The 26,016-nt window shown below is 72.0% G+C and carries 21 protein-coding genes; 16 read left to right on the forward strand and 5 right to left on the reverse strand.

Annotation, left to right across the window (positions count from 1 at the left end):
• The first annotated feature begins 65 nt into the window (after window positions 1-65).
• The 6 genes from ACQPZK_RS01470 to ACQPZK_RS01495 are packed head-to-tail and all read left to right on the forward strand — an operon-like array spanning window position 66 to window position 5,664.
• Window positions 66-926, forward strand: a complete 861-nt coding sequence (locus ACQPZK_RS01470) for an STAS domain-containing protein (RefSeq protein WP_433536558.1) — start codon at window positions 66-68, stop codon at window positions 924-926.
• Window positions 926-1,336: an STAS domain-containing protein gene (locus ACQPZK_RS01475; protein ID WP_421474046.1), complete on the forward strand. Its 411-nt coding sequence runs from the start codon at window positions 926-928 to the stop codon at window positions 1,334-1,336. Before ACQPZK_RS01470 ends, ACQPZK_RS01475 begins: the two co-directional genes overlap by 1 nt.
• Window positions 1,333-1,752: an anti-sigma regulatory factor gene (locus tag ACQPZK_RS01480; RefSeq protein ID WP_433536559.1), complete on the forward strand. Its 420-nt coding sequence runs from the start codon at window positions 1,333-1,335 to the stop codon at window positions 1,750-1,752. Before ACQPZK_RS01475 ends, ACQPZK_RS01480 begins: the two co-directional genes overlap by 4 nt.
• Entirely contained in the window at window positions 1,749-2,756 is a 1,008-nt protein-coding gene (locus tag ACQPZK_RS01485) for a SpoIIE family protein phosphatase (protein WP_433536560.1), read from the forward strand. The genes ACQPZK_RS01480 and ACQPZK_RS01485 overlap by 4 nt, the downstream gene beginning before the upstream one ends.
• Complete coding sequence (locus ACQPZK_RS01490) at window positions 2,753-4,123, forward strand: sensor histidine kinase (protein WP_433536561.1); 1,371 nt, start codon at window positions 2,753-2,755, stop codon at window positions 4,121-4,123. Before ACQPZK_RS01485 ends, ACQPZK_RS01490 begins: the two co-directional genes overlap by 4 nt.
• A 2-nt stretch (window positions 4,124-4,125) precedes the next feature.
• On the forward strand, window positions 4,126-5,664 hold the full coding sequence (locus ACQPZK_RS01495) for a SpoIIE family protein phosphatase (protein WP_433539075.1): 1,539 nt from the start codon (window positions 4,126-4,128) through the stop codon (window positions 5,662-5,664).
• A 38-nt stretch (window positions 5,665-5,702) separates the two neighbouring features.
• On the opposite strand, the gene ACQPZK_RS01500 is transcribed toward ACQPZK_RS01495, so the two are convergent.
• Window positions 5,703-6,503: an AraC family transcriptional regulator gene (locus ACQPZK_RS01500; protein ID WP_433536562.1), complete on the reverse strand. Its 801-nt coding sequence runs from the start codon at window positions 6,501-6,503 to the stop codon at window positions 5,703-5,705.
• Window positions 6,504-6,534: 31 nt separating this feature from the next.
• Between ACQPZK_RS01500 and ACQPZK_RS01505 the strand changes: the two genes are divergently transcribed.
• From ACQPZK_RS01505 to ACQPZK_RS01520, 4 genes are all read left to right on the forward strand, one after another.
• Window positions 6,535-7,131: a TIGR03086 family metal-binding protein gene (locus ACQPZK_RS01505; RefSeq protein ID WP_433536563.1), complete on the forward strand. Its 597-nt coding sequence runs from the start codon at window positions 6,535-6,537 to the stop codon at window positions 7,129-7,131.
• 129 nt (window positions 7,132-7,260) lie between these two features.
• Window positions 7,261-7,797: a PadR family transcriptional regulator gene (locus ACQPZK_RS01510; protein WP_433536564.1), complete on the forward strand. Its 537-nt coding sequence runs from the start codon at window positions 7,261-7,263 to the stop codon at window positions 7,795-7,797.
• Complete coding sequence (locus ACQPZK_RS01515; protein WP_433536565.1) at window positions 7,794-8,495, forward strand: ABC transporter ATP-binding protein; 702 nt, start codon at window positions 7,794-7,796, stop codon at window positions 8,493-8,495. The genes ACQPZK_RS01510 and ACQPZK_RS01515 overlap by 4 nt, the downstream gene beginning before the upstream one ends.
• Window positions 8,492-10,018, forward strand: coding sequence for an FtsX-like permease family protein (locus ACQPZK_RS01520; RefSeq protein WP_433536566.1), 1,527 nt, complete (start codon window positions 8,492-8,494; stop codon window positions 10,016-10,018). The genes ACQPZK_RS01515 and ACQPZK_RS01520 overlap by 4 nt, the downstream gene beginning before the upstream one ends.
• A gap of 86 nt (window positions 10,019-10,104) precedes the next feature.
• Here ACQPZK_RS01520 and ACQPZK_RS01525 read toward each other — a convergent pair whose 3' ends face one another.
• Window positions 10,105-12,201, reverse strand: coding sequence for a S9 family peptidase (locus tag ACQPZK_RS01525; RefSeq protein WP_433536567.1), 2,097 nt, complete (start codon window positions 12,199-12,201; stop codon window positions 10,105-10,107).
• Between the two features lie 96 nt (window positions 12,202-12,297).
• Here ACQPZK_RS01525 and ACQPZK_RS01530 point away from each other — a divergent pair, with 96 nt between their 5' ends.
• A complete protein-coding gene (locus tag ACQPZK_RS01530; RefSeq protein WP_433536568.1) occupies window positions 12,298-13,656 on the forward strand; it encodes an FAD-binding oxidoreductase in 1,359 nt (452 codons plus the stop codon).
• A gap of 104 nt (window positions 13,657-13,760) precedes the next feature.
• Here the strand turns inward: ACQPZK_RS01530 and ACQPZK_RS01535 are convergent, their stop codons facing one another.
• Window positions 13,761-15,830, reverse strand: coding sequence for a SpoIIE family protein phosphatase (locus tag ACQPZK_RS01535; protein WP_433536569.1), 2,070 nt, complete (start codon window positions 15,828-15,830; stop codon window positions 13,761-13,763).
• A 252-nt stretch (window positions 15,831-16,082) separates the two neighbouring features.
• On the opposite strand from ACQPZK_RS01535, the gene ACQPZK_RS01540 reads away from it, so the two are divergent.
• A complete protein-coding gene (locus tag ACQPZK_RS01540; RefSeq protein WP_433536570.1) occupies window positions 16,083-20,450 on the forward strand; it encodes a HAMP domain-containing protein in 4,368 nt (1,455 codons plus the stop codon).
• Window positions 20,447-21,001 (forward strand): response regulator, encoded by a 555-nt coding sequence (locus tag ACQPZK_RS01545; RefSeq protein WP_433536571.1) that lies wholly within the window; start codon window positions 20,447-20,449, stop codon window positions 20,999-21,001. The genes ACQPZK_RS01540 and ACQPZK_RS01545 overlap by 4 nt, the downstream gene beginning before the upstream one ends.
• Here the strand turns inward: ACQPZK_RS01545 and ACQPZK_RS01550 are convergent.
• A complete protein-coding gene (locus ACQPZK_RS01550; RefSeq protein WP_433536572.1) occupies window positions 20,993-21,505 on the reverse strand; it encodes a GbsR/MarR family transcriptional regulator in 513 nt (170 codons plus the stop codon). The genes ACQPZK_RS01545 and ACQPZK_RS01550 overlap by 9 nt on opposite strands.
• 93 nt (window positions 21,506-21,598) lie before the next feature.
• On the opposite strand from ACQPZK_RS01550, the gene ACQPZK_RS01555 reads away from it, so the two are divergent.
• Together ACQPZK_RS01555 and ACQPZK_RS01560 are read left to right on the forward strand one after the other, a co-directional pair.
• The gene (locus tag ACQPZK_RS01555; protein WP_433536573.1) at window positions 21,599-22,495 is read left to right on the forward strand and encodes an ABC transporter ATP-binding protein; all 897 of its coding nucleotides are present in this window, start codon (window positions 21,599-21,601) and stop codon (window positions 22,493-22,495) included.
• The gene (locus tag ACQPZK_RS01560) at window positions 22,492-24,105 is read left to right on the forward strand and encodes an ABC transporter permease (protein ID WP_433536574.1); all 1,614 of its coding nucleotides are present in this window, start codon (window positions 22,492-22,494) and stop codon (window positions 24,103-24,105) included. Before ACQPZK_RS01555 ends, ACQPZK_RS01560 begins: the two co-directional genes overlap by 4 nt.
• 78 nt (window positions 24,106-24,183) lie before the next feature.
• Here ACQPZK_RS01560 and ACQPZK_RS01565 read toward each other — a convergent pair whose 3' ends face one another.
• Window positions 24,184-24,519, reverse strand: a complete 336-nt coding sequence (locus ACQPZK_RS01565; protein WP_421474061.1) for an STAS domain-containing protein — start codon at window positions 24,517-24,519, stop codon at window positions 24,184-24,186.
• A gap of 156 nt (window positions 24,520-24,675) precedes the next feature.
• Between ACQPZK_RS01565 and hemL the strand changes: the two genes are divergently transcribed.
• Complete coding sequence (gene hemL / locus ACQPZK_RS01570; RefSeq protein WP_433536575.1) at window positions 24,676-26,013, forward strand: glutamate-1-semialdehyde 2,1-aminomutase; 1,338 nt, start codon at window positions 24,676-24,678, stop codon at window positions 26,011-26,013.
• Window positions 26,014-26,016 lie beyond the last annotated feature (3 nt).

The raw sequence follows: 26,016 nt of genomic DNA on the forward strand, positions 1-26,016 counted from the left end.
AGCAAGTAGTTGTGCAGGCCCCGGTGATAGAGTCCGGCCGGTCCAGGTCGAGGGGGGTTTTCGCGATGGCGTTGAACGCCGAGGAAAGTGGTCGACTCGCCGCGCTGCTGGGCGGGCATTCCGACCAGGTCACGCAGCGGTGGACCGACATCGTCGCCGGCTCGCTGCGGGGCCGGCTGAGCCACGCCGAGCTGCGCCGGCAGGTCGAGGACCTGCACCGGGCCATCGTCGGCGTCGCCGAGCAGGGCAGCGTCGACCTGTCCGCCGAGAACGCGGGCGAGCTGCGCGCCACGCTCTCCGAGCTGTCCCGGGGCAGGGCCCGGCAGGGCTTCTCCGCCACCGAGACGTCGATCAGCGTCTTCGCGCTCAAGGACGTGCTGGCCGAGCTGCTCCAGGAGTCCGGTGCCGCCAACGCGCTGCACGACTTCGTCGCCTACTCCAGGCTGGTCGACGATCTGGGTCTGTTCACCTTCGAGAGCTTCGTGCGCACCCGCGAGAGTCTGATCGCCGACCAGGCCGAGCAGCTGCTCGAACTCTCCACCCCGGTGGTCAAGCTCTGGGAGGGCGTGGTCGCCGTCCCGCTGGTCGGCACCCTGGACTCCGCCCGGGCCCAGGTGGTCATGGAGCGGCTGCTGCAGACGCTTGTCGACACCGGCTCGCCGTACGCGATCATCGACATCACCGGCGTTCCCGCCGTGGACACCCAGGTCGCCCAGCACATCCTGAAGACCGTGGTGGCCGCCCGGCTGATGGGCGCCGACTGCATCATCTCCGGCATCCGGCCGCAGATCGCGCAGACCATCGTGGCGCTCGGCATCGAGTTCGGTGACATCGCCACCAAGGCCAGCCTCGCCGACGCGCTGCGCCACGTGCTGCGGCTCACCGGGGTCGAGGCCGCCCGCCGTCAGTCACGCAGGGACGCCTGATGGAGCGCGTACCGATCCTCAAGATCGGTGACATCCTGCTGGTCTCCATCCAGCTCGACATGTCCGACCAGACGGCGGTCCAGCTCCAGGAGGACCTCGCCGAGCGGATCGTGGCCACCGGCTGCCACGGCGTCATCATCGACATCACCGCGCTGGACATCGTCGACTCGTTCGTCGGCCGGATGCTCTCCACCATCGCGTCGATCTCCAAGGTCCTCGACGCGGAGACGGTGGTGGTCGGCATGCGGCCCGCCGTCGCCATCACACTTGTCGAACTGGGGCTGTCGCTGAACGGCATCCGTACCGCGCTGAACGTCGAGCGCGGCATGGAGCTGATCGCGGCGGCCAACGCCGACGAGCTCGACCACCAGCTCGACGACGATCCGGACGCCGAGACGGCCACGCCGTGACCACGGGCATCGACCTGGGCCACCCGCAGGCGCAGTCGGTCCGCAGCGACGAGGACGTGGTCCGCGTCCGGCAACTGGTCCGGTCGGTGGCGGTCGCCGTCAAGCTGTCGCTGGTCGACCAGACCAAGGTGGTCACGGCCGCGAGCGAACTGGCCCGCAACACCCTGGTGTACGGCGGCGGCGGCACCGTCGAGGTCGCGACCGTGGACAACGGCGTACGCAAGGGTATGCGGATCGTCTTCGTCGACTCCGGTCCGGGCATCGCCGACCTCGACCTGGCCCTGACCGACGGGTACACCACCGGCGGCGGCCTCGGCCTCGGCCTCAGCGGGTCCCGACGTCTGGTCGACGAGTTCGAGATCGAGACTTCGCCGGAGACCGGCACCCGGATCACGGTCACCAAGTGGGCCCGGTGAACGGAGACGCGGTCACCGACAGCGGCATCTGGTTCCGGGTGGAGGCCAGCAGCGCGGCCAGCGCCGTACGACGTGCGGCCGAACGTCTCGGCGAACAGGTGGAGATGGGTGCGGCCCGCATCGCGGACCTGGCCATCGTCGCCGCCGAACTGACCAGCAACCTCGTCAAGCACGCCGACAGCGGCGTCCTGCTGCTGCGGCCGGTCCGCCGCGCCGGGCGGGCCGGCGTGGAGATGGTCGCCATCGACTCCGGGCCCGGCATGGCCGACCTCACCGTCTCCTCCCGCGACGGGCACTCCACCACCGGCACGCTCGGCATCGGCCTCGGCGCCATCGTCCGGCAGGCGAGCTGGTTCGACGGGTACTCGCTGCCCGGCAAGGGGACGGTCTTCGCCGTCCAGGTCTGGCCGGCCGAACCGGCGCAACCGTCCTGGGCCGGCGGCCTCACCCGGCCCATCGCCGGCGAGACGGTCAGCGGTGACGGGTACGCCGTCCGGCTCGCCGACGGTCGGCACCAGGTGCTCGTCAGCGACGGTCTGGGGCACGGCCCACTGGCCGCCGCCGCCACCGAGGCCGCGCTCGCCGCCTTCCGGAACGCTCCGGCCGGCCCGCCGGCGGCGGTGGTCAGCCATCTGCACCGGAGCATGTCGCACACCCGTGGGGCCGCGCTCGCGGTCGCCGAACTGGCGTCCGGCGTCCTGCACTACGCCGGGCTCGGCAACATCACCGGCGTGATCGTCGACAGCGAGGGGCAGCGCCGCGGGCTCGTGTCGCTGCCCGGCATCGCCGGTCACCAGAAGCCGACGGTACGCGGCTACGACTACCCGTTCGGGCCGGGCGCCCGGCTCGTCATGCACAGCGACGGGGTCGTCGACCGCTGGCGGTTGGCCGACTACCCGGGCATCGTCGAACGGTCACCGCTGGTGCTGGCGGCCACCCTGCTGCGCGACGCCGGGGTGCGGCGCGACGACGCCTGCGTCCTGGTCGCGAGGTCCGGGGCATGAGCGACGACCCGGTCGTGCCGGCCACGGCGCCGCTGCTGCAGATGGCGCTCCGCGTCGAACAGGACATCTTCGTCATCCGCCAGCGCGGCCGCGAGGTGGCCGGCGTGGTGGGCCTCGAACACCAGGACCAGGTGCGGATCGCCACGGCGCTCAGTGAGGTCGCCCGGGACCTGCTGCGGATCACCGGCGGCGCGGACGTCGCCTTCCACGTCGACGGGGGCACCGACGGCCGCTTCCACCTGCGGGCCGACCTGGCGCCGGTGGCGGCCCTCCCCGACGGCCGGTACGAGCCGCAGTCCGGTGCGGTGTCCCGCCTGGTCGACACCTTGAGCGTCACGACCGCCGAGGGGGTTACGGTCGTAAGGATGTCCCGCAGAGTCCCGGCGAACGCGCCGACGCCGACCCCGGAGCGGCTGGCCGAGTTCCGTGCCGAACTCGGCCGCACCGCGCCGGCCAGCGCGCTGGACGAGCTGACCGTGCAGAACGGTCAGCTCATCGCGGCGCTCGACGAGGTCCGCAGTCAGCGCGACGAGCTGGCCGTGCTGAACGAGGAGCTGGCCGAGACCAACCGCGGTGTGCTGGCGCTCTACAACCAGCTCACCGAGGAGTTGGAGGCGACCAACCGGGGAGTCGTCGCCCTGTACGCCGAGCTCGACGAGAAGTCGGCCCAACTGCGCGCCGCGAGCGAGTCGAAGAGCCGGTTCCTGGCCAACGTGAGCCACGAGCTGCGCGCGCCGGTGACCGCGATCATCGGGCTGGGACGCCTGCTCGCGGACTCCTCGTCCGACCCCCTCACCACCGAACAGGTCCGTCAGGTCGGCCTCATCCGCTCGTCGGCGGAGGACCTGCTCGGGCTCGTCAACGAACTGCTGGACCTCGCCAAGGCCGAATCGGGCCGGATCGAGCCGGACTGGGCGGACGTCGACCTGCGGCCGGTCTTCGGTCAACTGCGCGGCACCATGCGGGCGCTGGCCACCCGCCCGGAGGTGGAGCTGACGGTGGAGGAGCCGACCGCGCCGGCCGTGCTGCGCACCGACGAGGTGCTGCTCGGCCAGGTGCTGCGCAACCTGCTGCACAACGGGTTGAAGTTTACCGAGCGCGGCGAGGTACGGCTGCGCGCCCGACGCCGCGACGACCGGTGGCACTTCGAGGTCAGTGACACCGGCCCGGGGATCGCCCCCGAGCTGCACGATCGGATCTTCGAGGAGTTCTACCAGGTGCCCGGCGCGACCCGGGTCGGCGGCACCGGCCTCGGCCTCCCGTACGCACGGCGGCTGGTGACTCTGCTCGGCGGCACGCTGGAACTGACCAGCGAACCCGGCCGAGGCAGCACCTTCACCGTCTCGCTGCCCACAGGCGGAGCGTGACGGTGGACGCCGTGCCGACGACCGTCCTGGTGGTCGATGACAGTCGTACCAAGCGTTACCTGCTGGTCAGTTGGCTCACCCGGGCCGGGTACACCGTGCTCGAGGCGGAGAGTGGCACCGAGGCGCTGGCCCGGGTCGAGACGGACCGGATCGACCTCGTGGTGCTCGACGTCCGGCTGCCCGACCTGAGCGGCTACGAGGTGTGCGAGCGGATCAAGGAGGCGCACCCGGCGATGCCGGTGATCCACGTCTCCGCGCACGCCGTGGACGTCGCCGACCGCGCCCAGGGGCTCACCCGTGGGGCGGACGCGTACCTGGCCGAGCCGATCGAGCCGGAGGAGCTGATCGCCACCTCACGGGCGGTCCTGCGCTACTACCAGGCCCGCCAACGGGCCGAGCTGCTCGCCGAACGGCTGCTGGGCCTCGCCGACACCACCGTCGCGGTGCACGCCGCGTCGACCTTCGCGCGCCTGCTCGAGGTCGCCGCGGAGGGCGCCGCGCAGATCTTCAAGAGCCCCGCCGCCGTGATCGCCGAGACGTTCGACGGTGACTGCATCGCCGGTGTCTGCGCCGGCCCCGGCGCCGAGCCCGCCGTCGTGCCGTGGGTCGTCGACGACACGGGGGTGCCCACCGGGGCGACCGTCCGGGTGGAGTCGCCGGCCAACTGGGGGCTGCTCACCTGGCCCACGGACGACACCGTGACGGTGGCCGCGGCCCGGCTGCGGGAGGACCGTGCGCCGCTGTACGTGGTCGTGCCCACCGCCACCCAGACCGCCCGGACGCCGGTGCTCGTACAGCTCGCCCAGGCCGTCGCGGCGGCCGTCGAGGCCCAGCGCTCCTTCGACGAGGAGCACCGGATCGCCGTCACCCTCCAGCGCAGTCTGCTCCCGCGCAGCCTGCCCACGGTCGCCGGTCTGGACCTCGCGGTGCGGTACGAGCCGGCCAGCGCCCAGACCGAGGTGGGCGGCGACTTCTACGAGCTGGTGATGCTCGACGGGCACCTCCTGCTGGCGATCGGGGACGTGGCCGGTCACTCGCTGCACGCGGCCACCGTGATGGCCGAGCTGCGGCACGCGGTGCGGGCGTACGCCGTGGAGGGGCACCAACCCGGCGAGATCCTGCACCGGGTCAACGAGTTGATGCGTACCCTCCTGCCGGACGAGCTGGCCACACTCTGCGTCCTGCTGCTGCACCCGCCGAGCGGCCACGTCCGGCTGGCCAGCGCCGGTCACCTGCCGCCGCTGCTGCACCGCGACGGCAAGGTCGAGTTCGTGCAGCACTCGGCGCCCCTGCTCGGCGTCCGCGCGCCCCGACCGGCCGACCTGGAGTTCGTCCTACCGACCGGCGCCACGCTGGTGTTCTACACCGACGGGTTGATCGAGCGCCGGGACGCCACCATCGACGAAGGTCTGTCCGCGCTGGCCGCGGTATCGGCCACCGTGGACGCGAACCTCGACGACTTCTGTGCCCGCCTCCTCGTCGAACTGGCCCCGGACAAGATCCAGGACGACGTGGCCGTGGTGGTCCTGCGCCGCCGGTGAATACGGCGACCACGGCAGGGCTGCCAGGTGGTTACTGCTCAGCGCACCGAGCGCGCGTACGCGGCGGGTGACACTCCGGCGACGGCGGTGAAGTCACGGACCAGGTGGGCCTGGTCGCTGTAGCCGAGGGTGGCGGCGAGACCCGCCCAGTCGAGCGGAGCCCGGGCGGCCCGCTCGACGGCCTCCTGGAGGCGGTAGCGGCGGATCACCCACTTCGGGCTGACGCCCACGCACTCGGTGAAGAGCCGTTGGAGCCGGCGGACCGGAACGCCGTGCCGCGCGGCGAACTCGTCGACGCGCAGCACCGTCCGATCGGCTCGGATGGACTCGACCAGGCGGACGGCCTCCTTCGCGGCCGGGTCGGGGTCGGGCGCCCACGCGGTGAGCGTCGCGTCGAGCGCGTTGCAGCTGTCGCTGTCGCTGCCTGCGCAGACCGGTTGGACGGCACGGGAGAGCCTGCCGGCGGGCAGCGGCAGTCGCAGTCCGGTCAACTCGGCCACCGAGCGACGCCAGAACGGGCGGAAGCCACCGGGACGAAACTGGACCCCGCAGACCCGGCCGGTGCCGGTGAGGGTGATCCGGAACGGGTCGCGGCCCACTCCGACCACCTCGGCCCCTTCCGCGTCGCTGTCACCGTCGCTGCGGAACACGACGTTCACGGCCGGGTGCGGCACGATGCGTTGCTCGAACGGCGTGCTCAACGTCCAATCGATCAACCAGTAGTGCTCGACCCATCCGCGCAGTGGTTCGGCCGGCAGGTGCCGCCGGAAGCGGACCTCGCGCAGCAGCCGCGCCGGGTCGAGAATGCCCCGACTGTCGTCGCGAGCTCGCTGTCGCATTTCTTCAAGACCACCTTCATACGCTGGCCATATGTCCACTCAGACTAGCGATCTACTGGCGGTTGCCGCGCCGCGAACCATCGACGTCGTACGCGGCATCGCCGACGACCAGCTCTACCTGCCCACTCCGTGCCGCGACTACGTGGTCCGTGATCTGCTCAACCATCTGTTCGAGGTGGTGCTGAACTTCCGGGAGCTGGCGGAGAAGAAGCCGGTGGCGTGGACCGCGAATCCAGACCACGTGGACGACGGCTGGCGGGACCGGTTTGCGGTGGAGACCGACCGGCTGGTCGCCGCCTGGTCGGATCCGTCCACGCTGGAGGGCGACTCGCCGGGCATGGGAGTGCCGCAGACCGTCGTCGGCGGCATGGCGCTGTTGGACCTGATCGTGCACGGTTGGGATCTCGCCGTGGCGACCGGGCAGCCCTACCGGCCCGCCCCTGCGGCGGTGGCCGAGCTGCACGCCCTGGTCGAGCAGCTGGGCCCGAACGCCCGCAGGGTAGGCATCTTCGCCGACCCCACCTCGACGCCACCCGCCTCCACGACACCCGACCTGGACCGCCTCTTGGCGCAGACCGGCCGAGCCCCCACCTGGCCCCAGCCTCTGCCTCACCCCACCCCCCGTTGATCAAGAGGTTTGCGTCATCACCGGGGCGAAATTTGACGCCATCCTCTTGATCAACGAGGGCCGGGCCGGAGGGGATGGGTGTGGGTGTGGGTGTTGACCTCGGGTATTCGCTGGGTGAATAGTGGGGCGGTGTCCACGCCGCATGTTCTGCTTGGGTTGCTGGCTGGGGGGAGTCGGCACGGGTACGAGCTCAAGCGTGCGCATGACCAGCGGCTGCCGCGGGCTCGGCCGTTGGCCTTCGGGCAGGTCTACGCGACCCTCGGTCGCCTCGAACGGGACGGGCTCGTCGCCAGCGCCGGTCAGGATCGCGCCTCCGGGCCGGACCGCACGGCGTACGCGCTGACCGACGAGGGCCGCTCCACGCTGGACCGTTGGCTGTCCACCGTGGAGCCGCCGATGCCGTACGTGGCCAGCACCCTCTTCGCCAAGGTCGTCGTGGCGCTGCTGGTCGCCGACGTCGACCGGGCGCGCTCGTACCTGGTCGCCCAGCGCGCCGCGCACACCGCCCGGCTGCGGGAGTTGACGACGGTCAAGACCGACCCGGCCGCCACCCTCAACGACGTGGTCGCGGCGGACTTCGCGATCGCCCACCTCGACGCCGACCTGCGGTGGCTGCACACCACGCTGGGCCGGGTCGCCGACTGGCACCGGGAGGTGCACGAGTGACGCAACTCCAGGCTCGCGGCGTGGTGAGGGCGTACGGCCCGACACCCGCCCTGCGCGGCGTGACGCTCGACGTGGCCGAGGGCGAGATCGTCGCGGTCACCGGGCCGAGCGGCTGCGGCAAGTCGACCCTGCTGCACTGCCTGGCCGGGATCCTCCGGCCGGACGCGGGCGAGGTCACCTGGCGCGGCCAGCGGATCGACACCTGGTCGGAGGCCGCCCGGTCCCGCCTACGGCGCACCGAGTTCGGTGTGCTCTTCCAGTTCGGCCAGTTGGTCGCCGAGTTGACGGCGGCCGAGAACGTGGCGCTGCCCCTGCTCCTCGCCGGCACGGGGCGGCGAGAGGCGCGGACGGCGGCCCTCACCTGGCTGGACCGGTTCGGGGTGGCCGACCTGGCCGACCTGCGGCCCGGCGAGATGTCCGGCGGTCAGCAGCAGCGGTGTGCGACGGCGCGGGCGTTGGTGACCGAGCCGTGGGTGCTCTTCGCCGACGAGCCGACCGGGGCGCTGGACACGCTCACCGGCGAGCAGGTGCTCACCCAGCTGGTCCGGCTCGCACGTGAGCAGCGGACCTCGGTCGTGTTGGTCACCCACGAGCCGCGGATCGCCGCGTACGCCGATCGGGAGATCGTGCTGCGCGACGGCCTGGTGGACCACACCGGCCTGGGGCTGGACGCGCCGTTGGCGGGTGGCGCACGGTGAGGCCGGCGACGCTGGTGCGGCTCGCGCTGGCCGGCAACCGGACCGACACGGCACGCGTCGTGTTGACCGCGCTCAGCGCTCTGCTGGCGACGCTGGCAGGGCTGACGGCGCTCACCGTGCTCGCGATCGAGAAACCGGCCGGCGACGCCTGGGCGCAGTCCGAGCAGTACCGCAACGCGCTGCTGCGTGAGCCGGGACTGCGCGGTGGGACCGCGTTCGCGCTGCTGATGCTGGCCGTCCCGGTGCTGGCCCTGGCCGGCCAGTGTGCCCGGCTCGGCGCTCCCGCCCGGGACCGGCGACTCGCCGCGCTCCGGCTGGCCGGCGCGACCCCCGGTCAGGTCACCCGACTGGCGGTGCTGGAGACCGGCCTGGCCAGCCTGCTCGGCACCGGTGCGGGGCTGGGCGTCTACCTGGTCGGCCGCGACCTCCTGCACCGGCCGGACGACCAGGGCCGGTTGGCGCTGCCCACCGACGTGCTGCCCCCGGTCGGCGCCCTCGCCGCGGTGGTACTGGGTCTGCCGGTGATCGCGGCGCTGGCCACCGCCCTCATGTTGCGTACGGTCACGACGAGCCCGCTCGGGGTCAGCCGCAAAGCCGCCCGCGAGCGGGGTCCCCGCCCCTGGGCCGGGCTGTTGATCGGTCTGGGTCTGGGGTCCTTCATCGCCGTCCGCCCGTTGCTCTACCGGGTCGAGGGCAACGCCGTGCTGCTGGGCTGGCTGGTGCCACTGTTGTTCCTGCTGAGCGGGCTCACCGCGATGATCGGGGTGGTGGTCGGCGCCGGCTGGATCTCGTACACCTGCGGGCGTCTGCTGCGTAAACACGCCCGGGGTGCGTCGGCGCTGCTCGCGGCGGGCCGCCTGATGGCCGACCCGTGGGCGGGCAGCCGGACGTTCGCCGCGCTGCTGGCCGCCTTGATCTTCGGTGCGGGAGCGGCGGCACAGCGCGCCTACTTCGTCGCCCAGGACGCGCTCGATCGGGAGCAGGACCGCCTCGCCGGGGTGGAGGACGGCGGTGCCAACCCGTTCTACCTGTCGACGATGGACCTGGTCGACGCCGCGGTGGCCGTCGCGGTGCTGATCGCGGCGGGCGGTCTGATCGTCGCGCTGGTCGAGGGGATCGTGGCCCGCCGACGCGCGTACGCCGCGCTGGTCGCGACCGGCGTGCCCCGCGCCACGCTCAGTGGGTCGGTGGCCTGGCAGGCGCTCACCCCGGCGGTGCCGGCGATCCTGCTGGCGCTCACCGTGGGAGTGCTGCTCGGCAGGGGACTCTTCCCCAGCGTCACCACCAGCGGGTCGTCGGCGCTGGTGTGCGACGCCACGGCGGCGCTCTGCGACGACCCGGCCACCCGCGACCAGTACACCCACCTCGTGCAGACCGCTGCGACAGAGCGGACTGTCGCCGTACCCCTGGAGCACCTGGCCTGGCTCGGCGCCGGCGCCCTGGCGGCGGTCCTGGTGACGGTCGGTGTCGGCCTGCTCTTCCTACGGGTGAGCACGGCGGTGGACGAGTTGCGGACGGCCTGAGCGAGGACGACACCGGACTGATCGCGCGGTTTCGCGGAGGTGGTGGCCTCGACGGCGCGTGCGGCCACCACCTCCGGGATCGAGCGTCAGGCGCGGCCCAGGCGGTCCAGGATCCAGGCGTTGATGAACGCCTCCTCACGCCAGGCGTCGTAGCGACCGCTCGGGCCGCCGTGCCCGGCGCCCATCTCGGTCTTGAGCAGGTAGTCGCCCTGCGGCGCGGTCGCCCGCAGCCGCGCGATCCACTTCGCCGGCTCGGAGTAGAGCACCCGCGTGTCGTTGAGGCTGGTCACCGCGAGGATCGCCGGGTAGTCCACCGCCGCGACGTTCTCGTACGGCGTGTACGACTTCATGTAGGCGTACACCTCGGGGTCTTCGAGGGGGTTGCCCCACTCCTCCCACTCCGTGACGGTCAGCGGCAGCGACGGGTCGAGGATCGAGGTGAGCGCGTCCACGAACGGCACCTGCGCCACGATCCCGGTGAAGGCGTCCGGAGCGAGGTTGGCGACCGCGCCCATCAGCAGGCCGCCGGCCGACGCGCCCCGGGCCACCAACCGGTCGCTCGCCGTCCAGCCGGCCTTGACCAGGTGCTGGGCGCAGGCCACGAAGTCGGTGAAGGTGTTCTTCTTGGCCAGCATCTTGCCCTGGTCGTACCAGCGCCGGCCCAGCTCACCGCCGCCCCGGGTGTGCGCCACGGCGAAGACCACGCCCCGGTCCAGCAGGGACAGTCGGGCCACCGAGAACCACGGGTCCATGCTGGCCTCGTACGAGCCGTAGCCGTACAGCTCGCAGGGTGCCGAGCCGTCCCGGGGCGTGCCGACCCGACAGACCAGCGAGATCGGCACCCGCGTGCCGTCGTCGGCCAGCGCCCAGTCGCGGTGCTGCTCGTACTCGGCCGGGTCGTACGGTCGGCCGTCCGGCCCGGGCAGCACCGGCTTCTGCTTGCGCAGCACCATCTGCCGGGTGACCAGGTCGTAGTCGTACACCGAGTCGGGCGTGACCAGCGACGAGTAGCGCAGCCGGACCTGCCCGGTGCGGTACTCCGGGTTGGCGTCCAGGCCCACGCTGTAGAGCGGCTCGGGGAAGTCGATGTCGTACCCGTCGTCACTGCCGATCGGCAGCACCCGCAGGCCGGTGAGGCCGTCCGTGCGCAGGGACACCACCAGGTGGTTCGCGAACGCGTCCACCGCCTCCAGACGGGTGCCCGGGGTGTGCTCGATCAGCGGCACCCAGTCGCCCGGGGCGTCCGCCGAGGTGAACGCCAGCGCGAAGTCCTCCGCGCCGTCGTTGTGCAGGATCAGGAAGCGGTGGCCGTGGTGCTCCACCGCGTACTCGACGCCCTGCCGGCGCGGCGCGATCACGGCCGGCGCGCCGGTGGGGTTGCCGGCCGGGATCACCAGCACCTCGCTGGTGATCTTGCTGTGGATGTCGACGAGGATGAACTTCTCCGACCGGGTCAGCTCGACGCCCACCCAGAACCGCTCGTCGTCCTCCTGGTGCACCACCACGTCCTCGGACGCGCCGGAGCCGATCGTGTGCCGCCAGACCCGGTTCGGTCGCCAGGCATCGTCGACCGTCACGTAGAACAGCACCGACGCGTCGGCCGACCAGGCGGTGCCGTAGAAGGTGTCCGGCACCTCGTCCGGCAGCAGCTCCCCGGTGCTCAGGTCCTTCACGCGCAGGGTGAAGCGCTCGTCACCGGAGAAGTCCGTCGAGTACGCCAGCCAACGCCCGTCCGGGCTGACGTCGAACGCGCCCAGCGAGAAGAAATCGTGCCCCTCGGCCAGCAGGTTGCCGTCGAGCAGCACCTCCTCGCCGTCGAGCGGGGCGCCGTCCGCGCTGACCGGCGGCTCGGACTCGCCGTCGCGGACCACGCGCCGGCAGTGCACCCCGTACTGCTGGCCCTCGACCGTCCGGGTGTAGTACCAGTAGCCGCCCTTGCGGGTGGGCACGGACAGGTCGGTCTCGCGGGTGCGCTGGCGGGTCTCCTCGAACAGCTCCGCGCGGAGGGCGGCCAGGTGCGCGGTGCGCTCCTCGGTGTACGCGTTCTCGGCGGTCAGGTAGGCGATCGTCTCCGGGTCGTCCTTGACGGCGAGCCAGGCGTACTCGTCGACGACGGTGTCGCCGTGGTGGGTGCGCTCGGTGGGCACCCGCTTCGCCGCGGGCGGGGCAGTCTCGGTGGTCACGGCGGCCACGTTACCGGCCGGCTCACCCTACGTGCCGGACCAGTGGCATCCCGAACACCATCACCTCGCCTTTCGAACACATGTACGATGGCCGGCATGGCGGCAGCAGCGAGTTCCCTCGGCCGGTCCGGAGCCCTCGAGATCACCCGACGATTGACCGCGATCTGCGGTCCGCCGTTCGCCCGACTCGCCGGCCCGGCCGACGAGGTGGCCGGGCGTCCAGCCCGCTGGGTGGCCGTGCCCGGTGGTCCGCACGCCGCGGCCGAGGTGCTGCGGCTGGCCGCCGCCCACGATCTGACGGTGGTACCCCGAGGTGCCGGCACGAAGATCGACTGGGGTGCCACCCCGACGCAGGTCGACATCCTGCTCGACACGGGTCGGCTGGCCGGCATCGGCCACGAGCCGGTCGGCGCGTCGGTGGTCGAGGTGGGCGCGGGCACTCCGGTGCGGGCCGTACAGGCCACTCTGGAACGCACCGGGCAGCGGCTCGCGATGGACGCTCCCTCCCCCGGCGCGACCCTCGGCGGGGTGCTCGCTGCCGGGGAGGCCGGTCCACTGCGGCACCGCCACGGCAGCCCGTGCGACCAGCTCGTCGGCGTCCGCTATCTGGCCGCCGACGGTGAGCTGGTCAGCGCCGGTGGCGGCGCGCCGGGGCTCGACCTGGCCCGGCTGCTCTGTGGTTCCCAGGGCGCGCTCGGCGTGCTGGTCTCGGCGAGCCTGCGGGTGCAGCCGGTGCCGGCCAGCCGGCTGTGGGTGTCCCGGCCGGTGTGGACCCCGCTGGAGGTCCACGAGCTGATCCGGTCGATCCTCGCGGCCCGCCTGGAGCCGGCGGCCATCGAGCTGGACCTGCCCGGTGGCCTGCCCCGGCCCCGCACCGTGTACCCGCCGGGTCATCCGTCCGCCACCGCCCGGGAGCGCCACCCGTCGATGTCCGGCCGGTCCGGGGCCCCGTCCCGGGCGGGCAGCCTCGTGGTGCTGCTCGAAGGCGGCCCGGCCGAGGTGAACGAACGCGCCGAACGGCTGGTCGGCCTGCTGCACGGCGAGGCGACCGTCGCCCACTCGGCGCCGCCCTGGTGGCGTCGTTACCCCTTCGCGCCCGGCGACACGGCACTACGCCTGGAGGTGCCGATCAGCGATCTGCACGCCGCCGTGTACGCGTTGCGCGACGCGGCCGGCGCTCCCGTGCCGGTGCGCGGCTCGGCCGGCCTGGGCGTGGTGCACGCGGCCCTGTCCGGCGCGGTGGCACCCGACCGGGTGGCGTCCATCCTGGCCGCCGTCCGCGGTGTGCTGCTGGCCCGGCAGGGGCGCTGCGTGGTCGTCTCCGCCCCGGCGGCGGTCCGGCAGGCCGTCGACCTGTGGGGCGAGCTGGCCGGCCTGGCCCGGTTGGAGGCGGCCAAGGAACACCTCGACCCGGATCGTCGCCTGGCCCCCGGCCGTCTGCCCGGCGGCCTGTGAAGCCGTCGAACCGCCCGTGACGCTGCGTCGGCCCGTGACGTTGCGTCGGCCCGTGACGTTGCGTCGGTGTGTGACGCTGCCCCGGCTTCGTGAGCCTGCGACGGTCAGACCGCGTCGTTGCGGAGCACCAGGACGGCGATGTCGTCCCGGGGTGGCTCGACCGAGAAGTTGATGGCGGCGGCGCGCAGACGCGCGGCGACCACGTCGGCGGAGTAGCCGGCCAGCGGCGCGGCCGCGTCGCGCAGCCGGTCGGTGCCGAACAGCTCCCGACCGTGCCGCCGCTCGGTGACCCCGTCGGTGTAGAAGATCAGCGAGTCGCCGGGGGCGAGCGTGATCTCCGTCGTCGGTGAGGTGATGGTGTCCAGCAGGCCCAGCGCCGTGCCGCCGACACCGACGAACCGGGCGCCGCCCGCGCCGGCCAGCAGCACCGGCCGGTCGTGCCCGGCCAGGTGCAGGGACACGTCGAGGTGGTCGCCGTCGCCCGGCCCGACGGCGGCCAGCGCCAGCGTGCAGTACCGGCCGCCGCCGCGTTCGACAAGCGTCTCGTTGAGCCGGGCCAGCGCCTCCGGTAACGGCTTGCCGTCACCTACCAGCACCCGGATCACGTCCCGTACGAGCCCGGTGACCGCCGCCGCCTGGACGCCCTTGCCCGACACGTCGCCGATCACCACGAGCCAGCGTCCGTCGGGCAGCGGCACCACGTCGTAGAAGTCGCCACCCACCTCGGCGTCGTCGCCGGTGGGCACGTACTCGGCGGCGAAGCCGATGCCCTCCACCACCGGCAGCACGGGCGGCAGCAGCGACTGTTGGAGCGTCTGCGCGACCCGTCTGCGCTCGGCGTGGATCCGGGCGTTCTCGATCGCCAGTGCGGCCCGCCGGGCCACGTCCTCCAGGACGGCCACCTCGTCCGGGTCGTGCCGGTGACGTTGGTGCCGGCCCACCGCGAGAGTGCCGAGCCGCTGGCCGCGGGCGATCAGCGGGACCGCGAAGCCCTCCATCGGGCCGCCGAGCGGGATCTGCGCCGCGCTGCGGGACGCCTCCCGCAGCCGGGCCTGGATGGAGTCCGGGCCGGTCTCCGCCAGGACCCGGTGCAGTTGGGGCAGCACCGACTCGTCGGCGTGGCTGGTCGCGGCCAACCGCAGCCGGCCCCACTCGTCGGTGGTGTGCACGGCGCACCACTGGCCGAGGCGGGGCACCACCAACTGCGGGATCAACGCCATGGTCAGCTCGACGTCCAGCGACTGGGCCAGCAGCTCGCTGGCCTCGGCGAGGAACGTCAGCCACGCCTGCCGGCGGACGTCCGCTCGGCGCAGCCGGTCGTTCTCCAGGTGCAGCGACAGCCGCTCCGCGGTGAGCACCGCCAACGGGCGGGCGTACGCGGACGGCGCGGCGTCCAGCTCCAACTCCCCGGCGTACGGGCGGTGCACGGTCAGCGGCACCCGCAGCAGTTCACTGTCGCGGCGGGGCTGCCGGCCGAAGCGGGCCAACAACTGTCGGCCCTGCCCGTCGCCCCGGTCCAGGCGGACCGCCCCGCCGGCCGCGCCGACCATCTCGGCGACCCGGCTGAGCAGGCTGGCGGCGAAGTCGGGCAGCGGGTCGTCCGCGTACATGTCGGGAGCGGTCTGCATGAGTTCGCTCATCGCGCCCGCGCTCGGCGCCGAGCCGTCGCCGGCTCCGGGGTCGCCGGCCAGTGAGGTGCCGCCGGCGCTGCTGCCGGCGCCCGGCTCGGTGCCGGGGCGGTCCAGGCGGAACCAGACGCCCTTGCCGGTCGGCAGGTACGTGGTGCCCCAGCGGCTGGCGAAGTGGTCGACGAGCAGCAGCCCGCGACCTCGCTCGGAGACCTCGTCGAGATCGGTCGTGTCGTTGCGCACGCCGACGGTCAGCTCGTCGTTGCCGGAGCTGGGCGCGAAGTCGGAGACGGTCACGGAGAGCCCGACACCGTCCGCCACGACCTCGATGTCCAGTTCCGTGCCGGCGTGCTCGACGGCGTTGGTGGTCAGCTCGGTGGTGAGCAGCAGGGCCTCGTTGACCAGGTCGTCGAGGTGCGCCTCGGTGAGGACGGAGCGGACGACCGCGCGGGCGGCGGCGGGCGTACGGCGGTCGGCGGGCAGACGGACACGCCGGACGGCCCCGTTACGGGCCCCGGCCGTCGCGGCCCCCGCCTCGGCTGACACCCCCGTATCCTCTACCGTCCCCGGGCCAGGTGCCAAGCCGATCCGTGATCGGCGCGAGGCGCTGCGGCCTCTCCGACGTGACGAGCGCCACTCGGCGACTTCTGTGTCGGGTTGGGTGCCGGCGCGAGGGTCCCGCGGGCCGCCGGGGGCGATCGGCGGGTCGTGGCCCCTGGCACCACGGCCGACGCGGGCACAATATGGGGTGCCGGTGTGTCTGTACGGGCACGGACCCCCCCAGGTGAGCGAGGCATCATGACCACGGCGAAGCAGTCGTACGCGGATCCCTCCGCAGCGGACCAGGAGGCGCTTCTCGGCGAGCTGACCGAGGCGCTGCGACGCATCGGTCGCGGCGATCTGAAGGTCCGGCTGCCCCGCCGCGCCGGCAAGGCGGGCGAGGTGGCGGACGCCTTCAACGAGGTGGTCTCGCTCCAGGAGCGGCAGTACCTGGACCTGCGGCGGATCAGTCGGATCGTCGGTCGGGACGGTCGGCTCACCGAGCGGCTGGACGACGAGGGGCTGGACGGCTCGTGGGCGGAGGGGCAGCGGGCGATCAACTCGCTGATCGACGACCTGGGCCGGCCGACGACCGAGATCGCCCGGGTCATCGTGGCGGTCGCCGACGGCGACCTGTCCCAGCACATGGCGTTGGAGATCGACGGTCGGCCGCTGCGCGGTGAGTACCTGCGCATCGGGCGCACCGTGAACACGATGGTCGACCAGTTGTCCTCGTTCTCCAACGAGGTGACCCGGGTGGCCCGTGAGGTGGGTACCGAGGGCAAGCTGGGCGGCCAGGCCGACGTGCGGGGTGTCGCCGGCACGTGGAAGGACCTCACCGACTCGGTGAACACCATGGCGTCGAACCTGACCGGCCAGGTGCGGTCGATCTCGCAGGTGGCGACGGCGGTGGCCAAGGGCGACCTGTCGCAGAAGATCACGGTCAGCGCGCGCGGTGAGGTGGCCGAGCTGGCCGCCACGATGAACTACCTGACGGACACGCTGCGGCTCTTCGCCGAGCAGGTGACCCGGGTGGCCCGTGAGGTGGGCACCGAGGGCAAGCTGGGCGGGCAGGCCGAGGTGCCGAACGTGGCGGGCACCTGGAAGGACCTCACCGACAGCGTCAACTCGATGGCGTCGAACCTGACCGCCCAGGTCCGTAACATCGCGCAGGTCTCCACGGCGGTGGCGCGGGGTGACCTGTCGCAGAAGATCACCGTGGCGGCGCAGGGCGAGATCCTGGAGCTCAAGGACACCGTCAACACGATGGTGGACCAGTTGTCGTCGTTCGCCGACGAGGTCACGCGGGTGGCCCGCGAGGTGGGCATCGAGGGCAAGTTGGGTGGTCAGGCGCAGGTACGCGGCGTCTCGGGCACCTGGCGTGACCTGACCGAGAACGTCAACCAGTTGGCCGGCAACCTGACCAGCCAGGTCCGCAACATCTCCCAGGTCTCCACGGCGGTGGCGAAGGGCGACCTGAGCCAGAAGATCACCGTGGACGCGCAGGGCGAGATCCTGGAGCTGAAGAACACCGTCAACACGATGGTCGACCAGCTCTCGTCGTTCGCCGACGAGGTGACCCGGGTGGCCCGCGAGGTTGGCACCGAGGGCAACCTGGGTGGTCAGGCGCAGGTCAAGGGCGTCAGCGGTACGTGGCGGGACCTGACCGACAACGTGAACTCGATGGCGTCCAACCTGACCAGTCAGGTCCGCAACATCGCCTCGGTGACCACGGCGGTGGCGAAGGGCGACCTGTCGCAGAAGATCACGGTGGACGCGCGGGGCGAGATCCTGGAGCTGAAGTCGACCGTCAACACGATGGTGGACCAGTTGTCGTCGTTCGCGGACGAGGTCACCCGGGTGGCCCGCGAGGTGGGCACCGAGGGCAAGCTCGGTGGTCAGGCCCAGGTGCGCGGGGTCGCGGGCACCTGGCGCGATCTGACCGACAACGTGAACTCGATGGCGTCGAACCTGACCGCCCAGGTGCGGAACATCGCCCAGGTCTCGACGGCCGTGGCGAAGGGTGACCTGTCGCAGAAGATCACGGTGGACGCGCGGGGCGAGATCCTGGAGCTGAAGTCGACCGTGAACACGATGGTGGACCAGCTCTCGTCGTTCGCGGACGAGGTCACCCGGGTCGCGCGCGAGGTGGGCACCGAGGGCAAGCTCGGCGGTCAGGCGCAGGTCAAGGGCGTCTCGGGTACGTGGCGGGACCTGACCGACAACGTGAACTCGATGGCGTCCAACCTGACCAGCCAGGTCCGCAACATCGCCTCGGTGACCACGGCCGTGGCGAAGGGCGACCTGAGCCAGAAGATCACCGTGGACGCCCAGGGCGAGATCCTGGAGCTGAAGTCGACAGTCAACACGATGGTGGACCAGCTCTCGTCGTTCGCCGACGAGGTCACCCGGGTCGCCCGCGAGGTCGGCATCGAGGGCAAGCTGGGCGGTCAGGCGCAGGTCAAGGGCGTCTCCGGCACCTGGCGGGACCTGACCGAGAACGTCAACCAGCTCGCCTCGACGTTGACCACCCAGCTACGGGCCATCGCCCAGGTGTCCACGTCGGTGACCCGGGGCGACCTGACCCAGCGGATCGCCGTCAAGGCGCAGGGCGAGGTCGCCGAGCTGAAGGACAACATCAACCAGATGATCGTCACCCTTCGGGAGACGACCAAGAAGAACGCCGAGCAGGGCTGGCTGGACTCCAACCTGGCCCGCATCGGCGGCCTGTTGCAGGGCCAGCGCGACCTGGGCGAGGTCTGCCGCATGATCATGACCGAGGTGACGCCGCTGGTCGACGCGCAACTCGGCGCGTTCTTCCTCGCCGACGACACCGACGGGAGCATGCGGCTGCGGTTGACCTCGTCGTACGGCTACGTGGCGCGGGGGCACGACGTGACCTTCGGGCCGGGTGAGGGGCTGGTCGGGCAGACCGCCCTGTCTCGCCGGACGATCCGGGTCAGCGCCCCACCGAACAGCCGCCTCACGCTGCGCTCCGGTCTGGCCGAGACACCTCCGACCGACCTGGTGGTGCTCCCCGTGCTGTTCGAGGGGGAGCTGCTCGGGGTGATCGAGTTCGCCAGCGTGTCCGCCTTCTCCGAGCTGCACCTGTCGTTCCTGGAGCGGCTGGTGCTCACCATCGGCATCGCGGTCAACACCATCCAGGCCAACCGGCGTACGGAGGAGCTGCTGGCCCAGTCGCAGCGGCTGGCGCACGAGATGCAGGAACAGTCGGCGGAGTTGCAGCGCACCAACGCCGAGCTGGAGGAGAAGGCCACCCTGCTCTCCGAGCAGAAGGGCAACATCGAGACCAAGAACCGGGAGATCGAGCTGGCCCGCCTCGGTCTGGAGGAGAAGGCGCAGCAGCTCACCCGGGCGTCGGCGTACAAGTCGGAGTTCCTGGCCAACATGAGCCACGAGCTGCGTACGCCACTGAACTCGTTGCTGCTGCTGGCCCGCCTGCTCGCGGAGAACTCGGAGCAGAACCTCAGCCCGAAGCAGATCGAGTTCGCCCGGACCATCCACGGCTCCGGTTCCGACCTGCTGCGCCTGATCGACGACATCCTCGACCTGTCCAAGATCGAGGCGGGCCGCATGGACGTCGAGCCCACCGAGATCCGCTTCACCGAGCTGCGCAGTTTCGTCGAGCAGGCGTTCGCGCCGCAGGCCGAGGAGAAGAATCTCGACTTCCAGGTACGCGTCAGCAAGGATCTGCCGCCGGCCCTGGTGACCGACGCGCAGCGGTTGCAGCAGATCCTGCGCAACCTGCTGTCCAACGCGGTGAAGTTCACCGACAACGGCGCGGTGACGTTGCGGATCGCCCCGGCCGCGCCGAACGCGGTGTTCGACGTGCCCGCGTTGACGAACGCCCAGCAGGTGATCGCCTTCACGGTGATCGACACCGGCATCGGCATCTCGGACGACAAGCTGTCGATCATCTTCGAGGCGTTCCAGCAGGCGGACGGCACGACCAGCCGCCGCTACGGCGGCACCGGTCTGGGTCTGTCGATCAGTCGGGACCTGGCGCGACTGATCGGTGGCACGATCACCGTCTCGTCGGCGCCCGGGCAGGGCTCGACGTTCACGCTGTTCGTACCCCAGGTCCTCGCGCCGGACGCGGTCGTCGCGCCGCAACCGCCGTCGCCGCAGCGTGCCGGCCTGCCGTCGTCGCTGCTCATGCCGCCGCTGGAGCTGTTGCCGGAGCGGCCGGAGGCGCCGGCCACCCGGCAGTTGGACGGGGCCACGGTGCTGATCGTGGACGACGACGTGCGCAACGTCTTCGCTCTGACCAGCGCGTTGGAGCTGCACGGCATGACCGTGCTGTACTCGGACAACGGGGCGGACGGCGTCCGCCTGCTGGCCGAGCATCCGGAGGTGGACATCGTGCTGATGGACGCCATGATGCCCGACCAGGACGGGTACGAGACGACCCGGCAGATCCGGCGCAACCACCGGTTCGCCGACCTTCCCGTCGTCTTCCTCACCGCGAAGGCGATGCCGGGCGACCGCGAGTCGGCGCTCGCGGCCGGGGGAAGCGACTACATCACCAAGCCGGTCGACCTCGACGACCTGATCGAGCTGATGTCGTCGTGGATCAGTGGCAGCCGTACCGAGGAGACTTCGTGACCCAGATGGCCAAGGCGCTGCTCGTGGACGACCGCCGGGAGAACCTGATGGCCCTGGAGGCGATCCTCCAGGGCCTGCCGGTCCAGTCGGTGGCCGTGGAGAGCGGCGAGGCGGCACTCAAGCAGTTGCTGGTGGACGACTTCGCGGTGATCCTGTTGGACGCCCAGATGCCGGACATGGACGGCTTCGAGACGGCCAGCCACATCAAGCGCCGGGAGCGTACCCGGCACGTGCCGATCATCTTCCTCACCGCCGCCGACCGGGACGCCCAGCTCGCCCTGCGGGGCTACCAGGTGGGTGCCGTGGACTACCTGACCAAGCCGTTCGACCCGTGGGTGCTGCGGGCCAAGGTGTCGGTCTTCGTCGAGCTGTGGGTCAAGAGCCGGCAGTTGGCCGCCCAGTCGGACCTGGTGCGGGAGCGCGACGCGCAGTGGCGGCGACTCACCGACGCGGTGGACGAGGCCACCACGCTGCTTCGCTCGGACGGCCCCGAGGCTCGGGATCGTGCGATGGAGCTGCTGGAGCAGGCCCGTTGGGGCAGCTCAGCCTGACGGGACGGTCGAACCTTCGCCGGGGCGTAGGTGACCGGTCTGCGCCCGGCGGACGCGCCAGCGTTCGCCCAGCGAGTCGATCTCTTCCTGCACGAAGAGGAAGAAGTCCCGCATCTCGGCCACCCGCTCACCGGCCGGCGTCTCCGATCCCAGTGCTCCGATGCCGCCTTCGGCCACGTCGATGAACGTCTTGTAGATCGCGGTCTTCGTGATGGTCCCCTCGTACCAGGGGTTCTCCGGCATCCGGTAGCGATCACGGCGGGAGCGGGGGACCGGCTCGCGGATCAGCATGCCGAACTGGGTGAGGTAGCGAACCGCGCCGCTGACCGCCGCCGCGCTGACTCCGAGCCGTTCGCCGATCTCGGCGGCCGTCAGCGGGTCGTCCGCGCTCATGACGGTGAACAGCACCCGGGCGGCCATCCGTGGGAAGCCGACCTCGGCGAACGTGAGGGCCATCCGTTCGACGAAGAGGTGCACCGGGTCATGGGCGTCGGCGTCCGCCATCTCTGGTCCCCCTCCTGCGCGTGTCGTGGGCACCGATGGTGCCCGGCTCACACTGTCTTCACAACTTTGTGAAACGAGTGTAGCTTCCGATACATGGAAACCCCGATTGATGTGTCCGGCCTGGTCAAGACCTTCGGCCGGGTACGGGCGCTCGACGGTCTGGACCTGACCGTCCGCGCCGGCGAGGTGCACGGCTTCCTCGGCCCGAACGGCGCCGGCAAGTCGACGGCCATTCGGGCGCTGCTCGGCCTGCTGCGGACGGACGCGGGGGTCGTCCGCCTGCTGGGCGGCGATCCGTGGCGCGACGCGGTGGCCCTGCACCGCCGGTTGGCGTACGTGCCGGGCGACGTGACGCTCTGGCCCAACCTCTCCGGCGGCGAGGTCATCGACCTGCTCGGCCGGATGCGCGGCGGCCTCGATCCGGCCCGCCGGGCCGAACTGCTCGACTCCTTCGAGCTGGATCCCCGCAAGAAGGGCCGGACGTACTCCAAGGGCAACCGGCAGAAGGTGGGCCTGGTGGCCGCCCTGGCGTCGGACGCCGAACTGCTCATCCTGGACGAGCCGACTTCCGGCCTGGACCCCCTCATGGAGGAGGTCTTCCAGCAGTGGGTACGCCGGGCGAAGGCCGACGGTCGTACCGTGCTGCTGTCCAGCCACATCCTGGCCGAGGTGGAGGCGCTCTGCGACCGGGTGACGATCATCCGCAACGGGCGGAACGTGGAGACCGGCACCCTGAGCGAGTTGCGACACCTGCGACGCACCTCCATCGAGGCCGAGCTGACCGGTCCGGTGGACGGGCTGGGTCAGCTCACCGGCGTGCACGACCTACGGGTGAACGGGCAGCGGGTGCGCTTCGACGTGGAGGCCGCCGCGCTGGACGTCGCGCTGCGTCGGCTCACCGAGATCGGCGTACGCAGCCTGGTCAGCCAACCGCCGACTCTGGAGGAGCTGTTCCTGCGGCACTACCAGGGCGAAGAGGCGCGGTCATGACCGCGTTCACCGGCACCCGGCACCTGGTGCGCCTGATCCTGCGGCGGGACCGGGTCGTGCTGCCCATCTGGATCCTTCCGCTGGCCGTGCTGCCGGCCAGCTACGCCGGCGCGTACGCCGGTCTCTATCCGAGCGCCGCCGAGCGGGCCGCCTACCTGGCCAGCACGGCGAGCAACCCGTCGATCGTCGCGCTGCTCGGTCCGGTCTACGGCGACAGCATCGGGGCGCTCACCGTTCAGCGGGCCGGGCTGTTCGCGTTGGTCGCCGCCCTGGCGAGCGTGCTGACGGTGGTGCGGCACACCCGCACCGAGGAGGAGGCCGGCCGGCGGGAGTTGCTGGGCGCGTCGGTCCTCGGCCGGTACGCCGGGCTGACCGCGGCGCTGCTCGTCACGTACGCCGCGAACCTGCTGCTCGGCCTGCTCATCGCCGGCGGTCTGGTCGCCGCGGGTCTGCCCGGTGCCGGGTCGCTCCTGTTCGGCGCCGGCGTGGCCCTGACCGGCATCGCGTTCGCCACGGTCGGCGGCCTTGCCGCGCAGCTCACCCAGAGCACCGGCGGGGCGCGCGGCATCGGCCTGGGCGTGCTCGGGTTGGCGTTCGCGCTGCGGCTCGGCGGCGACGCCGGAGGTTCCGGTGGCAGCGGCGGGAGTGCCGAATGGTTGAGCTGGATCTCCCCGCTCGGCTGGGCGGCCCGGGGGCGGGCCTTCGCGGATGAGCGCTGGTGGGTGCTGCTGCTACCGGTGCTGTTCAGCGTGGCGGTGGCGCTCGTCGCGTACCCCGTCTCGGTACGCCGGGACGTGGGTGCCGGCGTGCTGCCGCCCCGGCTCGGCCCGGCCACGGCGGGCCGCGCGCTGGCCGGGCCGTTCGGCCTGGCCTGGCGGCTGCACCGTGGCCAGTTGCTCGGCTGGACCGTCGGCTTCGGGCTGCTCGGTCTGGTGCTGGGCGGCGCGGCGGACGCGGCCGGCGACGCGGTGCAGGGCAACGAGCAGGTCGCCGAGCTGCTGGCCCGGCTGGGTGGGTCGTCGACGTTGGCCGAGGCGTACCTCGGCAGCACGTTGAGCCTGACCGCGCTGGCCGCCGCCGGGTACGGCATCCAGTCTGCGCTGCGGGCGCGGGCGGAGGAGACCGCCGGGCGGGCCGAACCGCTGCTGGCCACGGCGGTGAGCAGGTCCCGCTGGCTGGCGGCGCACCTGGTCTTCGCGCTGCTCGGCCCGGTCGTGGTGCTGGCCGTGACGGGAGCGGCGACGGGACTGTCGTACGGCCTCAGCGTCGGTGACGTCGGCCGCGAGATGCCCCGGCTGCTGGGCGTGGGGCTGGCCCAGGTGCCGGCGGCGTGGGTCCTCGCGGGGCTGGCTGCGCTGCTGGTGGGCTGGCTGCCGAGGTTCTCGTGGGCGGCGTGGGCGGTGCTCGCCGGCTGCCTGCTGCTGGGTCAGATCGGCGCGGTGCTGAAGCTGAGCCAGTGGGTCCTGGACATCTCCCCGTTCACCCACACCCCCCAGGTCCTGGGCGGCAACTGGACCGTAACCCCCCTGCTGGCCCTGACCGCAGCAGCAGCCACCCTCCTGATCCTGGCCCTACGCGCCTTCAGTTCCCGAGACATCCCCACCCCCTGAACACGGTGATCAAGAGGTTTGCGTCACCGAAAGCACGATTTCTGACGCAAATCTCTTGATCAACAGGGTGATCGGGGGTCAGCCCGTGGGTTGGTCGTTGCGGATCATCAGGGCGCTGCGCAGGCCGGTGATGTCCAGGACGCGGATCAGGAAATCACCCACGTGGGTCAGCATCAGCAGGCTCTGGGCATGGCTGGCCTTGCGGCTGAGCACCACGAGCGTGCCCAGGCCCTGCGAGTCGCAGAAGGTTACGCCGCCGAGGTCGAGCACGATCCGCGGAGGCGGATCGGTCAGCACCTCGTTGACCACGGTGCTGAGCTGGGCGGCCGTGAGCATGTCGATCTCACCGGCCAGGCGAAGCACTGCTTCGTCACCCGTCCGGTGTAGCGTGATGGACAGTTCGGCACGATCCACTCGGTCAGCCTAGCGCGATCCGGCCGACCCGGCCTGTCGAGGCGACGAGCCGTGCTGTCAGCCGCCCCGATTGAGCGCCGGAGCTGGGTGAGCCCGGTAACCCTCGCCCGGGGTGGCTGCTGGTGGACCGTTCGGCGCTGACACAATGGCGGCATCGTGACCGACATCGTTTCCGCCGGATCTGGCCGCTACCCGGCCGACGCGCCGGCTTCCGAGGCCCTGTTCGACCGCGCCCGCGCCATCGTGCCCGGCGGGGTCAACTCCCCCGTGCGCGCCTTCCAGGCGGTCGGCGGCACCCCGCGCTTCATGGTCCGTGGTGAGGGCCCGTGGCTGTACGACGCCGACGGTCGCCGCTACGTCGACCTGGTGTGCTCGTGGGGTCCGTTGATCCTCGGGCACGCGCACCCGGAGGTGGTGGACGCCGTGCAGGCCGCCGCCGCCCGGGGCACCAGCTTCGGCACGCCCACGCCGGGCGAGGTGGAGTTGGCCGCCGAGATCGTCGACCGGACGCCGGTGGAGCAGGTCCGCCTGGTCAACTCCGGCACCGAGGCGACCATGTCGGCGATCCGGCTGGCCCGCGGTTTCACCGGCCGTTCCAAGGTCGTCAAGTTCGCGGGTTGCTACCACGGTCACGTCGACGCGCTGCTCGCCTCCGCCGGCTCCGGCGTGGCGACCCTCGGCCTTCCCGATTCGCCGGGCGTCACGGGCGCGGCGGCCAGCGAGACGATCGTGCTGCCGTACAACGACATCCGGGCCGTCGAGGAGGCGTTCGCCGCCGAGGGCCCGCACATCGCGGCCGTGATCACCGAGGCCGCCGCCGGCAACATGGGCGTGGTGGCTCCCCGCGACGGCTTCAACCAGCAGCTCGCCCGGATCGCCCACGCGCACGGCGCGCTGCTCGTCGTCGACGAGGTGATGACCGGGTTCCGGGTCTCCCGCGCCGGGTGGCACGGCCTCGACGCGTCCGACGCGGACCTGTGGACGTACGGCAAGGTCATGGGTGGTGGCCTGCCCGCCGCGGCGTTCGGCGGGCGCGCGGACATCATGGCGCGTCTCGCGCCGGCCGGCCCGGTCTACCAGGCCGGGACGCTCTCCGGTAACCCGCTGGCGTGCGCCGCCGGTCTGGCGACCCTGCGGCTCGCCGACGACGCGCTGTACCGCAAGCTCGACGACACGGCCGCCGTCGTGGGCAAGCTGGCCTCCGACGCGCTGGCCGCCGCCGGGGTCCCGCATCGCCTGTCGTACGCGGGCAGCATGTTCTCCATCTTCTTCACGGACGCCGACGTGGTCGACTACGACAGCGCGCGCACCCAGCAGGTGCCGGCGTTCAAGGCGTTCTTCCACTCGATGCTCGCCTCCGGCGTCTACCTGCCGCCGAGCGCGTTCGAGTCGTGGTTCGTCTCGGCGGCGATCGACGACGCCGCTCTGGAGCACATCGCCGCCGCGCTGCCGACGGCGGCGAATGCGGCGGCAGCGGCCGGTCACGGGGGGTAACAA

This window comes from Micromonospora sp. CA-249363 (assembly GCF_050950185.1).
Taxonomy (GTDB): Bacteria; Actinomycetota; Actinomycetes; order Mycobacteriales; family Micromonosporaceae; genus Micromonospora.